This window comes from Candidatus Pelagibacter sp. PS_31, assembly GCF_059417865.1.
This window is the reverse complement of the sequence record NZ_CM182069.1, coordinates 871,295-885,613: the sequence shown is the minus strand read 5'-3', so window position 1 is coordinate 885,613 and position 14,319 is coordinate 871,295. Positions and strand designations below refer to the sequence as shown.

Annotated in this window: 16 protein-coding genes; 14 read left to right on the top strand and 2 right to left on the bottom strand. The window is 31.6% G+C overall.

Annotated elements, in window-relative coordinates; translation table 11 throughout:
* The first annotated feature begins 55 nt into the window (after positions 1-55).
* The 14 genes from AC5SLN_RS04755 to AC5SLN_RS04690 all read left to right on the top strand — a co-directional run bounded on the left by AC5SLN_RS04755 (position 56) and on the right by AC5SLN_RS04690 (position 12,143).
* Entirely contained in the window at positions 56-949 is an 894-nt protein-coding gene (locus AC5SLN_RS04755) for a branched-chain amino acid ABC transporter permease (protein WP_006997924.1), read from the top strand.
* Entirely contained in the window at positions 949-2,001 is a 1,053-nt protein-coding gene (locus AC5SLN_RS04750; RefSeq protein WP_494592985.1) for a branched-chain amino acid ABC transporter permease, read from the top strand. Before AC5SLN_RS04755 ends, AC5SLN_RS04750 begins: the two co-directional genes overlap by 1 nt.
* Positions 2,001-2,741, top strand: a complete 741-nt coding sequence (locus AC5SLN_RS04745; protein ID WP_006997926.1) for an ABC transporter ATP-binding protein — start codon at positions 2,001-2,003, stop codon at positions 2,739-2,741. The genes AC5SLN_RS04750 and AC5SLN_RS04745 overlap by 1 nt, the downstream gene beginning before the upstream one ends.
* On the top strand, positions 2,741-3,526 hold the full coding sequence (locus tag AC5SLN_RS04740; RefSeq protein ID WP_494592983.1) for an ABC transporter ATP-binding protein: 786 nt from the start codon (positions 2,741-2,743) through the stop codon (positions 3,524-3,526). The genes AC5SLN_RS04745 and AC5SLN_RS04740 overlap by 1 nt, the downstream gene beginning before the upstream one ends.
* Positions 3,526-4,230, top strand: coding sequence for an AzlC family ABC transporter permease (locus AC5SLN_RS04735; RefSeq protein ID WP_494592981.1), 705 nt, complete (start codon positions 3,526-3,528; stop codon positions 4,228-4,230). Before AC5SLN_RS04740 ends, AC5SLN_RS04735 begins: the two co-directional genes overlap by 1 nt.
* Positions 4,220-4,543, top strand: a complete 324-nt coding sequence (locus AC5SLN_RS04730; protein WP_011282332.1) for an AzlD domain-containing protein — start codon at positions 4,220-4,222, stop codon at positions 4,541-4,543. The genes AC5SLN_RS04735 and AC5SLN_RS04730 overlap by 11 nt, the downstream gene beginning before the upstream one ends.
* Positions 4,543-5,454, top strand: a complete 912-nt coding sequence (gene glaH, locus AC5SLN_RS04725) for a glutarate dioxygenase GlaH (protein WP_011282331.1) — start codon at positions 4,543-4,545, stop codon at positions 5,452-5,454. Before AC5SLN_RS04730 ends, glaH begins: the two co-directional genes overlap by 1 nt.
* Before the next feature lie 32 nt (positions 5,455-5,486).
* Positions 5,487-6,254, top strand: coding sequence for a pyrroline-5-carboxylate reductase (locus AC5SLN_RS04720; protein ID WP_494592979.1), 768 nt, complete (start codon positions 5,487-5,489; stop codon positions 6,252-6,254).
* Positions 6,255-6,259: 5 nt separating this feature from the next.
* Entirely contained in the window at positions 6,260-7,054 is a 795-nt protein-coding gene (locus AC5SLN_RS04715; protein WP_011282329.1) for an ABC transporter ATP-binding protein, read from the top strand.
* Positions 7,054-7,761, top strand: coding sequence for an ABC transporter ATP-binding protein (locus tag AC5SLN_RS04710; RefSeq protein WP_011282328.1), 708 nt, complete (start codon positions 7,054-7,056; stop codon positions 7,759-7,761). The genes AC5SLN_RS04715 and AC5SLN_RS04710 overlap by 1 nt, the downstream gene beginning before the upstream one ends.
* A gap of 1 nt (position 7,762) precedes the next feature.
* Complete coding sequence (locus AC5SLN_RS04705) at positions 7,763-8,773, top strand: branched-chain amino acid ABC transporter permease (RefSeq protein ID WP_494592977.1); 1,011 nt, start codon at positions 7,763-7,765, stop codon at positions 8,771-8,773.
* A gap of 35 nt (positions 8,774-8,808) precedes the next feature.
* Complete coding sequence (locus tag AC5SLN_RS04700; RefSeq protein WP_494594197.1) at positions 8,809-10,140, top strand: branched-chain amino acid ABC transporter permease; 1,332 nt, start codon at positions 8,809-8,811, stop codon at positions 10,138-10,140.
* 76 nt (positions 10,141-10,216) lie between these two features.
* On the top strand, positions 10,217-11,380 hold the full coding sequence (locus AC5SLN_RS04695; protein ID WP_494592975.1) for an MFS transporter: 1,164 nt from the start codon (positions 10,217-10,219) through the stop codon (positions 11,378-11,380).
* A 1-nt stretch (position 11,381) separates the two neighbouring features.
* Positions 11,382-12,143 carry a sulfite exporter TauE/SafE family protein gene (locus AC5SLN_RS04690; protein ID WP_271616801.1) on the top strand — a complete coding sequence of 254 codons (762 nt, stop codon included), beginning with the start codon at positions 11,382-11,384 and terminating at the stop codon, positions 12,141-12,143.
* A gap of 55 nt (positions 12,144-12,198) precedes the next feature.
* Here AC5SLN_RS04690 and AC5SLN_RS04685 read toward each other — a convergent pair whose 3' ends face one another.
* Positions 12,199-13,383 carry an ABC transporter substrate-binding protein gene (locus AC5SLN_RS04685; protein WP_006997938.1) on the bottom strand — a complete coding sequence of 395 codons (1,185 nt, stop codon included), beginning with the start codon at positions 13,381-13,383 and terminating at the stop codon, positions 12,199-12,201.
* A 75-nt stretch (positions 13,384-13,458) separates the two neighbouring features.
* The gene (locus tag AC5SLN_RS04680) at positions 13,459-14,316 is read right to left on the bottom strand and encodes a DMT family transporter (RefSeq protein ID WP_034400316.1); all 858 of its coding nucleotides are present in this window, start codon (positions 14,314-14,316) and stop codon (positions 13,459-13,461) included.
* Between the last annotated feature and the right edge of the window lie 3 nt (positions 14,317-14,319).

Sequence of the window (14,319 nt, the reverse complement as noted above, 5' to 3'; positions counted from 1 at the left end):
AAATGCTCCCTAGAAATAGGGGGCATTTTTTTATAAATAATAGAAAATAAAATTTATGGATTTTTTAATTTTCCAAGCCCCTATTTTAATGGTTCAAGCCTCAATGGACGGAATACTACTTGGTATTCTTTTTGCATTAATTGCTTATGGAATGGCTCTGCAGTGGGGAGTAATGAATATAATAAACATTGCTCAAGGAGAATTAGTAATCATGGGTGGATACATCGCTTACTTCATGTATTTATCAGGAATTCACCCAGCCTTTGGAGTAATTGTATCACCAATCATTATGTATTGTGTTGGTTGGGGAATGTACAAGCTTGTTATTAATAAAGTGGTAGACAAGGATTTATTTACATCAATTCTTGCAACTTTTGGAATTAGTATTTTAGCACAACAATTAATGAACTTTGCATTTGGTGCAGATGTAGTCGTTGCTCAATCAAATTTTGGAACAACAATGTTGTTTGATAATTCAGTGACACTACCTAATGCTAAGATATTTTCAGGAGCAATTTGTGTGATATCGGCAATCATTCTTGTCATCTACATGAAAAAATCAAAATTAGGCAGAGCTATTAGAGCAACCGCTCAAAATGCAAGAGCAGCTAAAATTTTAGGTGTTGATACTGAAAAAGTTTATGCAGCAACTTTTGGAATAAATGCAGCGCTATGTGGAATAGCAGGAGCATGTATTGCAATCACATTCACGTTGCACCCTTATACAGGACTACCTTACACAGTTAGATCTTTCATGATTGTAATTATTGCAGGACTTGGAAATTTACCAGCTGTTGCAATATCTGGTATGGGCCTTGGAATATTTGAGGAATGGGCAGATTATCTACTTGGAACAGAATTTAGAATAGCAGCTGTATTCTCGTTACTCGTATTAATCCTTGTTTATAGAAGATTTAAACTATCAAGAAAAAGAGAATATCTGAAATAATGAGTAAAAATACATTTCTATATGCAGGTTTAATAATTCTTGGTTTGGCTGGAGCATTCATATTCCCAGCTTATAAACTTCAGATGTCGTTTCTTTATATTTTAATTGTACTTGCGATGACTTGGGATGTTCAAGGGGGACAAATGGGTTACAACACATTTGGTAATATATTATTTTTTGGTGTTGGAATGTATGTTGCTTCAAGCACACAAATAGCAATGTTTTTTTCACTAGCTGAGTGGACAGATGCAGGGGGAGAAAAAACTTTTGTTCACACTATCCCACAATTTTTTCAAGGGTTTGGAGCTGGAATATTGTTAGCTGGAATTATTCCAACAATAATTGCAGGAGTAATTGGTTATGGAATTTTAGGTTTAAGAGGACACTACTTTGCAATTTGTACATTAGCTTTAGGAATAGCTGCTGGTGAAATTGCTGGTGGAATTGAAATTATTGGAGCAGGACAAGGTATGACAGTTCCAGTTTGGCCAAAAGGTTTTGGAACGAATGCATCATCATCACAGTTTATGTACTATTTAAGTTTTGGTTTAGCAGTTGTAACTTTTATTACTTTAAAGTGGGCTTACAGCACAAGATTTGGATTAGTTTTAAACGCAATCAGAGACAATGAAGATAAAGCTGAAGCAATGGGTATTCATACAATGAGATATAAAATTATAGGTTGGATGGTATCAGCTTTCTTTGTTGGAATTGCTGGGGGACTAATGGGTCACATCAATGGTTATATTGAACCTACAGAAATTGCTTTTGCAGGACCTACATTTGGAGTGTTCATGGTGTTAATGGCAATTCTTGGTGGTAAAGGAACTTTATGGGGACCACTAGTTGGTGCTGTTTTATTTCATTTATTTAAAGAAGGTTTTTGGACTTACTTCTTAGGCTGGCAGTATGTAGCTCTTGGAGTTTTAATTATTGTAATCGTTGTTTATTTTCCTGAAGGATTAATGGGATGGTTAAGAGAAAAATATCCTGAAAGATTTGGAGAAGTAATTGATGAAGCTGACCGAAAGGCACAGGTAGAATTAAAATAATGGCCATATTAGATATATCAAATGTAAGTAAATCTTTTGGCGGTGTTAAAGCCAACGTAGATATCTCTATGTCAGTTGAGCAAGGTTCAATTGTAGGACTGATCGGTCCAAATGGTTCTGGAAAAACTACTTTATTTAACTCAATAGTTGGAACCTATCCAATTGATGGTGGATCAATTAAATTTAACGATAGAGAGGTATCTGAGTTACCAGTACCCGTTATTGCTAAACTTGGATTACTTAGAACTTTTCAGCAAACTCGAATTTATGGAAAATTAAACTGTATTCAAAATATGCTAATCAGCCACAAACCTGAAAACGATGGGATTTTAACAGTTTTCCAAAAAATACCTTCAGATTTAACTGATAAAGCAGAAACATTATTAAAGTTTGTAGGACTTCATCAAAAAAGAAAACTTAGAGCAGGAGATCTTTCTTTTGGTCAGCAAAAATTATTAGAACTAGCAATGGCCTTAATGAATGAGCCTAAAATGCTCTTGTTGGATGAGCCAACAGCTGGAATTAATCCAACATTAATTAATGGAATTATAGATCGTTTAATTAGTGTTAATAAAGATTATGGGATTACCCTGTTAGTTATAGAGCACAATATGAAAGTAATTATGAATTTAGCACAAAGAGTTTTTTGTTTAGCACATGGTCAAATGTTGGCAAACGGAACTCCAGATGAAATTAAAAATGATAAGCGTGTGCTAGACGCTTACTTGGGAGCGCAATAATGTCAAATCAATATGATGTATTAGGAAAAGCACCAGGACCTGAAGAATTAAAAAAACTATCTCCAGACAATAATCATGTAACGATTAAAAATTTATCTGCTGGTTATGGTAAGATGGAAATTTTACATGATTTTGATTTGTGTGTAAGTAAAGCTCAATCCCTATGTTTAATTGGTCCAAATGGTGCTGGAAAATCTACAATTCTTCACTCTATTTATGGATTTACAAATATCTTTTCAGGACAAATAGAAATTGATGGTAAAGAAATTACGCATCTAACCCCAGCAGAAAAACTTAAGTCATGTGGAATAGCATATATCTTACAAGATAATTCAGTCTTTCCAGATATGACGGTTGAAGAAAATTTACTAATGGGTGGTTATGCTAAAGAAAATACAGACGAGTCATACCAAGAAGCAGAAAGAATTTTTGAAAAATATGAAAGATTAAGAAATAGAAGAAATCAACCAGCAAAAGTTTTATCTGGTGGTGAAAGAAGACTATTAGAAATTTCTAGAGCACTAGTTATGAAACCTTCTGTATTACTTGTTGATGAACCTTCAATTGGATTAGAGCCAAGATATATAGATATGGTTTTTGAAATATTAAGAGACCTTCAACAAACTGAAAAGAAAACTATTATCCTAGTGGAACAAAATGCAAAAAAAGGATTAGAGTTTGCAGATATTGGTTATGTTTTAGTATCAGGACAAACTGCTATTGCTGGCAAAGGGGATGATTTATTAAAAAATCCTGATGTTGGTAGATTATTCCTTGGCGGTTAATGATTAATAAAGAATTTTTCTTTAAAGGTTTCAAATCTATTTTAGCTCCAGACAGTCCGGCCCTTGCACTTGGATGCTGTTTTATAGCAATTGGGGCACTTCTTAAAAATTTAGGATTTAATATTCAAGAAAGTATTTTTTCAACGATGCTTACTTATGCTTTGCCTGGATCATTAGTTATGGCAGAGTCGTTATTAGTTGGAGCTTCATTATTAAATATTTTTTTAGCTGTTTGGTTTGTTAATGCTCGTCTTTATCCAATGGCTGTTTCTTTGTTTCCATTAATGATCCACAAAAGCCAACCAAAATGGAAATATTACTTTTCATGTCATTTTATAGCAGTATCTGCATGGCTAATTATGAAAAGTAATTACAAAAGTATTGAAAAAAAACATAGAATTGATTTTTGGATTGGAATTGGTTGTGCTACTTGGACTACAGCAGTAATAGGAACTTTTATAGGATTTTACGCATCTGATTATTTGGATAAAAATATGATGATGGGCTTAGCAATTTTAAACCCAATTTATTTTTTATGCATGATGGTTGGGGCAATGAAAACTATTCAAATTACAGCTGCAGTAATTTTAGGTCTGATATTAGGACCAATTTTTTATTTTCTATCTCCAGAGTGGTCAATTTTATTAGGAGGACTTGTTGGTGGAACAATTGCTTATTTTATAGGAGAGCTAAATGTCAACTAGTGTATTTCTTGCAATCTTAGTCACGTCCCTTGCAACTTTCTCTTCAAGGTTTTTAGGTGCAATTTCTTCACAAGGAATAAAAGAAACTTCAAAATTATTTAAATGGTTTAATTGTCTTGCCTACTCAACACTAGCTGCATTAATAGCAAGAACAATTATATTTCCGGTAGGTGTTTTGTCTGATGCTAGTTACTTAAGTAGAGTAACTGTTGTTTTATTTTGTTTATTTATATTTTTTATATCTAAAAGAAATTTTGTTTATCCTACTGTTATTTCTGCTATCATGATGGCGGTACTAAGTAATTATTTCTAATGGAAAATATCTCTGGAATAACAATAACAGAACATCAAAATTCAAAAAGAATAATTGACATTAGAATTGAAGATGAAATTTTAGATAAATTAATATTTCCATTCAATAAATTTGATATCACTGCCTTAGAGTACAAACCATTTACCAGATTTACTATTGCTAAAAGTTTAGATGATTTAACTTCTAATAAATTAAGCAAATTACTTAATTCAATAGTAAGAGATAGAGAAACAGGTTGTTTTATAATTGGACCAAAAAAAGTAAGTGCAAAAATTAATGATATCTTTTTAGTAAAGCTATCAACAGCAATTGCCTATTTAATTGGTAATCCAAATTATGATGCCATGGCTGGAAAATATTATGCAAGATTTTTTGTAAAGCATGAAGATAAAAGTGACTCGTACTTAAGAAAAGCTTACACAAATATGGATCTTCATACGGATGGGACATATGTTAAAGAGATCACAGATTGGCTTTTGATGACTAAAATTGAAGAACAAAATGTCCAAGGAGGAGAAACAGCAATGTTGCATCTTGATGACTGGGAACATTGTGAGGATTTATTCAATGACCCCATTGGAAAACAAAATTTTGTATGGGGGTCTCCTAAAAGTAAAAATATAGAATATAAAGTTGAACATCCAGTTTTCACAACAGATGATAACGGTAAGCCAAATATTTCTTATATTGATCAATTCCCTGAACCAAAAAATATGGATCAAGGAATTTTCTTACAAAAATTATCAGATGCTTTAGAGGAGAGTAAGAATAAAGTAATCACTAAATTAGTACCTGGATCAACCATTGTGGCTAATAATTATTTTTGGTTACACGGAAGAAAACCTTTCAAAGAAAATAAAGATTTAAGCAGAGAACTATTGAGAATTAGAGGTTCTTTTTTTATTAATTAATTCACTAATATCACTATAAAGTAACTATATTTATGAAATTAGGCTTTATAGGAACAGGTAAAATTACGTCTGCCGTTATCACTGGTATTTGCAGTTCCAGTATTTCGTATAACAAAATAATCATCTCTGAGAGAAATAAATCTACATCTAGTATTTTAAAAAAAAAGTTTAAAAAGATAACTGTTAGTAAAGATAACCAGGAAATTATTAATTCTTGTGATTGGATATTTTTATCAGTAACTCCAACAGTGGGTGAAAAAATTATTAAAAATTTAAAGTTTAGATCAAATCAAACTGTAATTAGTTTCATATCAACAATTACTTTAGCTCAACTTAAAAAAGGAATCAAAGTTAAAGCAAAAATTATAAGAGCGATACCATTACCTCCTATATCTTTAAAAAAAGGACCAGTACCCATTTGTCCACCCAATAAAAAAGTTAAAGATTTTTTTAATAAAATTGGCACAACCGTTGAAATTAAAAATGAAAAATCTTCAATCAATTTTTGGTCAACCTCTGGAATGATGGCACCCTTTTATGAATTACTAAGAGTAATGACAGACTGGTTAGTGAAAAGAGGAGTTAAACGAAATAATGCACAAAAATATATAACATCTTTATTTTTAGCATTATCAGAAGATGCAGTTGTAAACTCTAAAAAAGATTTAAAATTTTTAGTAAAAGAGTCTCAAACACCTAAAGGATTGAATGAACAAGGAGTTAAAGAATTAAGCAAAGCAGGTTTTTATAAATCTTTAGAAAAGACACTCAACAGTATACATAGAAGATTAAATAAATAAATTTCATGGATCAAGAACAGAACATCTTACAAATTGAAAATCTATCTAAATATTTTGGAGGTTTGGCTGCAGTGTCAGATTGTTCATTAAAGATTAAGAAAGGATCTATTACAGGAATTATAGGACCTAACGGCTCAGGCAAGACCACCTTGTTCAATCTAATAGCTGGAAATTTAAAATCCTCACAAGGAAAAGTATTGTTTAATAATGAGGATGTTACTGACGTTCCTTCATATGAATTATTTTCTAAAGGAATTTTAAGAACTTTTCAAATAGCACATGAGTTTACTAATCTTTCTGTGCTTGAAAATTTAATGATGGTTCCTGCAAATCAGTCAGGTGAAAATTTAATGACTGCTTTATTAAAACCAAGTTTAGTTAGAACGGAAGAACTTAAAGTTAAACAAAAAGCCCAAGACGTAGTTGATTTTTTAAATCTGACTCATTTATCAAATGAATTAGCTGGAAATTTATCTGGAGGCCAAAAAAAATTATTAGAACTTGGAAGAACCATGATGGTTGATGCAAAATTAGTATTACTTGATGAAGTAGGTGCTGGTGTTAATAGAACACTGCTTAAAGATTTAGGAACTGCTATTCTTAAGTTAAATAAGGAAGAAGGTTATACATTTTGTATGATCGAACATGATATGGAGTTTATAAGTAGATTATGTAACCCTGTTATTGTTATGGCAGAAGGTTCAGTTTTATTTGAAGGGACTGCTGAAGAAGCTAAGAAAGATGAAAAAGTTATAGAAAGCTATTTAGGCAGAGGATCAAAGATAAAGGATGAGAACTAATGGCTTTTTTTGAAGGTTTAAAAATGACAGGTGGTTATGGTAATGGACCTGATATCATCAACTCTTGTTCAGTTAATGTAAACAGAGGCGAAATAGTTTCAATTCTTGGACCTAATGGTGCTGGTAAATCAACAGCCATGAAAGCAATGCTTGGTCTTTTAAATTTAAAATCTGGTTCAGTTATAATTGATGGCAAAGATATTTCAAAACTTTCACCACAAGATAGGGTGAGAGAAGGTATTTCATTTGTACCACAGACAAAAAATGTATTTTCTGGAATGAGTGTTGAAGAAAATTTAGAGATGGGAGCTTATTTAAGAGATGACAATTATCAAAATATTATAGAAGAAATTTATGAACTATTTCCAATACTTAGAGAAAAAAGAAACCAATTAGTTGGTGAATTATCTGGAGGTCAAAGACAACAAGTGGCTCTTGGAAGAGCATTAATGATAAAACCATCTGTATTAATGTTAGATGAACCCACTGCTGGTGTTTCTCCAATAGTAATGGATGAATTATTTGATCATATCATCAAAGTAAAAAGAACTAATGTTGCAATTTTAATGGTTGAGCAAAATGCTAAACAAGCGCTTAATATTTCTGATCGTGGATATGTACTAGTTACAGGTGAAAATAAGTATTCAGGAACAGGAAAAGAATTATTAAACGACCCAAGAGTAAGAAGCTCTTTTTTAGGTGGATAGTATGGAATTCTTAAACGCAATTATATTATTATTAAATTATATTTTTATGCCAGCTCTTACGTATGGCTCTCAACTAGCACTAGGTGCAATATTTGTAACTTTAATTTATGGAATTTTAAGGTTTGCTAATTTTGCAACTGGGGACATGATGGCTTTTGGTACGATGGTCACCATATTATTTACTTGGTATTTTCAATCACTTGGAATTTCTTTAGGTGTTTTACCAACAGCGTTACTTGCCATCCCTTTTGCAATTGTTTTAACAATTGGATATATGCTCTTAATTGATAAATTTGTTTTTAGATATTATAGAGTGAGCAAAAGTCCTCCTGTTCAACTTGCAATGGTTAGTATTGGTGTAATGTTTGTAACTCAAGCTGTTGTTAGAATAATAATCGGTCCATCAGATCAGAGGTTTTTTGATGGAAAAAAATTTATTATCAAAGCAGGTGAGTTTAAAGAAATGACAGGACTTAATGAAGGTTTAGCAATTAAATCTAGTCAGGTATTAACTATATTTGTAACAATTGTATTGGTTTCTATTTTATTTTGGTTTTTAAACAAAACTAAGACAGGAAAAAGCATGCGTGCTTATTCTGATAATGAGGATTTAGCTTTATTGTCTGGAATTGATCCTAAAAGAGTAGTTATGATTACTTGGATTATTGCAGGAATTTTAGCGACAATTGGTGGAGCTTTATATGGATTGGACAAAAGTTTTAAGCCATTTACCTACTTTAATAACATGTTGCCAATTTTTGCTGCAGCAATTGTTGGAGGTATTGGAAACCCGTTTGGAGCATTTTTAGGAGGATACGTCATAGCATTTTCAGAAATATTCCTAACTTATGCTTATAAAAAATTCTTTATGTATGTTTTGCCAACAAGCATGGAGCCAGAAACCTTAGTTCAGTTATTATCAACAGATTATAAATTTGCTGTCTCATTTTCTATACTGGTGATTGTCTTACTTTATAGACCTAATGGAATATTCAAAGGGAAGGTACTGTGAGAAAGCATTTAAATGTAATTATAGCTTACGCAATCATGTTGGGGCTTATTATTTTAGTTGGAATATTTCAATCTTGGAATGTAGCTCTATCAATTTTTAACATGTGTTTAATTTCTGCTGTAATGACTATGGGGGCAAATATTCAATGGGGGTATGCAGGGTTAATCAATTTTGGTCTAATGGGATATGCGGCATTAGGTGGATTAGCTGCAGTTTTAATTTCTGTTGAACCTGTACAAGAAGCATGGGTTGCGGGAGGTTTTAGTATTCTAATGTCTTTATGGTTAATTGTTGCAATGGTCCTTGCAATACGTTTTGTATTAAAAAATTTTGAAAAATCTAAAATTAGAACTTATGGTATTGCTACAATTATTATTGCTGGAATTATAATTATAAGAGTTACATCAGAGACAAGTATTGAAGCTATTGAAAATGTTAACCCAGCAACAACAGGATTTCTTGGTGGATTAGGATTGCCAATTATGTTTTCTTGGATCGTAGGTGCATTTTTTGCAGCAGGTCTAGCATTTATAGTTGGTAAAGTTGCTTTAGGTTTACGTGCAGACTATTTAGCTATTGCCACACTATTAATATCAGAAATAGTTATAGCCATAATCAAGCATGAAGATTGGTTAACAAGAGGTGTTAAAAATGTAATTGGACTGGATCGACCAGTGCCTTATGAAATTGAACTCCAAACTAAAAAATGGTTTATAAATTTAGTTGCAAAATTTAATTCTGGGAAATTAGATTTAATCTCCAGTATTACTGATAAACAATCAGCTCTTAACCAATTAGTAATTGAGGGATCATCAGTTTTTGTAAAACTTTGTTATTCAGGTTTATTTTTAATTGTTGTTATAGCCTTGTTAATAGTAACTCAAAAAGCTCTTTACTCTCCATGGGGAAGAATGATGCGTGCGATAAGAGACAATGAAGAAGCTGCTAATGCAATGGGAAAAAATGTCGTCAAGCAACATTTATTAATCTTTATTTTAGGCTCAGCTATAGTTGGAATTGCTGGTGCTATGTTAGTCACTCAAGATGGTTTATTTACTCCAGGTAGTTACCAACCCATGAGATATACTTTTTTAATCTGGGTTATGGTTATTGTTGGAGGAAGTGGGAATAATTTTGGAGCAATTTTAGGAGGTTTTGCAGTCTGGTTTCTATGGATTGAGGCAGCGCCAATTGCATTATTTTTGATTAATTTATTTACAGCAGGTTTAGCAGATACACATTCATTAAAAATTCATTTAATTGAAAGCGTTCCTTACTTTAGATATTTAATGATGGGGATGGGTCTTCTGTTGATCATGAGGTATAGACCTAAAGGTATACTTCCTGAAAAAATCGAAATAAAATAAACTTTATTATGAAATATATTTTATTAGGGATGGCTCTAGGTTTTGCTCTTTATCTTAGTGATAAATACATTTTTTAATGAATAAAAATTTATGGCTGCTAATTTTAAGTCAAATTTTTGCTTTTACAGCAGCACCCGTAACAGTTTTCTTAAGTGGAATAATTGGCTCTCAGTTTAGTCCAGTAAAATCTTTAGCAACTTTACCGATGGCTTTATCAATTGTTGGTATTGCAATTTTTGCAATCTTTGCAGCAAAGGTTATGAGTATAATTGGTCGAAGAGCAGGCTTTATGTTTGCTTCTGTAGTGAGCTCCTTATCATCTGTTCTAGCGGCGTACGCAATAATTATTGAAAGCTTTATCCTTTTTAATTTTTCATGTTTTTTACTTGGTGCAGGAGTAGCCTTTAGTCATCAATATCGTTTTGCAGCAGTTGAGACTGTTAAAAAAGATATGGCACCAAAAGCTATTTCAATAATATTATTAGCAGGAATAGGTTCGGCTTTTATAGGACCAAATGTTGCTAATATAACAAAAGGTTTTATAGCCGAACATTTATATGCCGGATCTTATATTGCGCTTGCTGCTTTAACTCTTACTTCAACAATTTTTCTATTATTTTATGAGGATGGACATAAACCCAATCATGTTAACAAGAAAATCAAACGTAGTTATTTGGAGTTAATTTCTCAACCAAGATTTCTACAAGCATTAGTGGCTTCGGCATTTGCTTATGCAGTGATGTCATTTTTAATGACTGCAACTCCAATAAGTATGCATGTAATGGAAAAAATAAGTTTAACTAAAACAGGTTTTGTAATTCAACTTCATATCGTAGCTATGTTTTTACCTTCATTGATAACAGGTAATTTGATAAAAAAATTTGGACATAGTAAAATTATGTACGTTGGTGTTGTTTTATTTTTTATAACAATTTTGACTAGTTTATTTGAGCAAAATTTTATTAATTATTTAATTGCATTAATATTTTTAGGATTTGGTTGGAACTTTTTATTTATATCTGGAACAAGTTTACTAGTTTTATCTTATAGAGAGGATGAAAAATTTAAAGCACAAGGCTTTAATGATTTAATTGTTTATTCAATTCAGGCAGTAGCAAGCTTATCGGCTGGAGTTTTTTTAACCTTAACAAGTTGGACAACAATGAATTTAGTTTGTATAATATTTTTAGTAATAATTGTTTTATCAACATTAAGAGCAGACTTTAAAAAAAGAAAATAGAGTGGATTTTTTATCTAATCTTCAACTGAGTTTAATTGAAATCTATTTTGTAATATTTACCGTATTTATTGCATCTATTATAAGAGGTTTTAATGGCTTTGGCTTTTCCGCAACATGTATTTCTGGCTTTTCTTTTATTCTTCCAGCAATAGAGATAGTCCCAATTATTCTAATACTTGAGGTTATTATTAGTATTTTTATGGTTCCATATATATGGAACAAAATAGACTGGAATTTTGTTTTAAAATTATTGATAGGAATAATCATTGGGTCACCTATTGGGCTTTATTTATTGAAGTATTTATCTCCAGATACAACACACCTGTCAGTTTGCGCATTAGTTATATTTTTTTCATTTTTATTAATGAAAGGATATGAGAATAAAAAAATTAATAATAATTATGGAAAGCTTATTACTGGAATAGTCTCTGGAACATTAAATGGATTAACCACATTAGGTGGAATGCCTGTGGCACTTTTTTTATTAGTTACAAGTATTCAACCAGCAGTAATTAGAGGTTCATTAGCAGCCTTATTCTTTTTAACAGATATTTATGCATTTACTCTTAGTTTTTTTGCAGGAATTGTAGATCTCACAACTATTTATAGAACTATTCCACTGATTATTATTTTGCCAATAGGTGTTTATATTGGTGATAAATTTTTCGTTAAAAGTAAAGAGGAAACTTATAGAAAAGTTGTTTTTTATTTTCTTATATTAATTTCGATATTCGGTCTTTTTAGGATTATTAGTAATTTTTAAATAAAAAAACCCCCAGCAATTTTCACTGCTGAGGGTTTTAAAATTAAGATTTTAATTATCTTTGTTTTTTATTTTTGAATTTTCCACCTTTGATTTCTTTTTCTAGGAAAGAACCTTCAGCTTCACCTACGTTAGTAAAAGTAACACCAGTTGCACCTTCGTAGTCAACTTTTTTACCTTTAGCTAGTAAGTCTAAACCTTTTTTAAGTTCACCTGGGTAAATCTTAGTACCAGGGGCATTAGCAACATCCATTACATTTTTTGCAATAGAAGCTCTATCTGCTGATCCACCTGCTTGCATCGCAAGAACGATTAAAGCTGCCGCATCATAAGATTCACCAGTGTAAGGTCCAGATGAGTCTATACCTGCTGCTTTAGCAACAGAGGCAAAAGTACCTGCTGTTTTTTTATTCATTGAACCAGGAATTGAACCAAAAGATTTATTTAAATCTTTTCCAAAAGCTTCAGTTAATGAGTCACCGATCATACCATCAGATAAAATAAATTTATCAAATGCTCCAGAGTCTAAAGAACCTTGAATAATTCCTTTTCCACCTTGGTCTAGGTAACCAATTACTGCTACGGCATCACCACCTGCTGAAGCTAAAGTTGCTACTTCAGATGAGTAATCTGCTTTACCATCTTCGTGTGCAGATACAGTTGTTACTTTAATACCATGAGCTTTTACAGCTGCTTCATAAACATCAGCCAAACCTTTTCCATAGTCATTATTAGTGTAAGTAATTGCTACACTTTTGATTTTTCTGTCTTTAGTAATATCAGCTAAAATCTGACCACCTCTAGCATCAGATGGGGCTGTTCTAAAAAAGAAGCCTTTATCATCTAAAGCTGTAAGTCCTGGAGAAGTTGCTGAAGGTGAAATCATTACTACACCATTTGGTACAGCAACATTAGATGCAATAGCACCAGTTACACCTGAACAGTCAGCACCCATAATTGCTGCAACACCTTGTGCAATAACACCTTCTGCTGCTGCTGTTGCTGCTGCTGAATCAACACAAGTTGAATCTGCTCTTACTACTGAAATAGTTTCTCCACCTAATAGTGAACCTGAATCAGAAGCTTCTTTAAATGCAAGCTCTGCTGATGCAGCCATAGCTGGTGTTAGAGATTCAATAGGACCAGTAAATCCTAAAATGATTCCCATTTTAACTTCTGCGAATGTATTCGTTGTAAAAGTAGAAACGAATATAAAAGCAGCAATAAATAGTTTTTTCATTATTTTCCTCTTTGATTGTTAACAATTTATAAAAATCAAATTAAAGACTATTTAAACAAATTTTCAATAGGAGAATTATTTAATTTTTTGAAGCCTATATACAGAAAATATTATAATTAAACCGCCAATCGCACTAAGTAGAGTTGGGATTTCTCCGAATATAAAGAACGTTAGGATTAGGCCAAATACTGGAAATAAAGAATAAAAGGGCATAATTTTATTTACTGAATAAAATTTATATAAATAAAATAATGAGGTGTGTGCAATTACAGAAACCATCACCCCATTATGGAGTAATAAAAGCCAAGTATAAAAATCAATATTTAGTAATTGATAAACTGTGTTTCCTTCAAAAAAAATGGAAAAAAGAAAAAGCAGTATAAAACCAGTAAAGCCCATAACTGTGTTGGTTAATTTAACATCTATATCTTTAATATATCTAGAAAACACATTCGCAAGACCATAGAAAAAAGCAGAAATTGCACAAAGAAAAATTGCAAAAATTTCACTTTTTAAATTTGGATCATAACCAATTAAAAAAATTCCAAAAAAAGAAATAAATATTAATACCCACATTTTAGGAGTTACCTTTTCACCTAAAAATAAAGAGCTTGCAAGAACTGCAAAGGGTATTGCTAGTTGAGCTCCAATAATTATAGGAGCAACCATAGTTGCTTTTTGCAGAGATAAATTTAAAAAAATAAAAACACCAAAGCCCATTGATAAAGAAAAACCTGCTAAAGGCAGATAGTATTTTTTGTTTGGGATTTTAAATTTACAAAAAGGAACAAGACAAACAAAAAGTATAAACATTCTCAATGAGGCTGCCAATACAGGGGTGAGGGATGTGTTTAATGCAAGTTTATTAATTGGATAAGAACTTCCAAAAAGAAACATGATAAATAAAACTAAAAAATAATGTCTGACAGTCAAAAA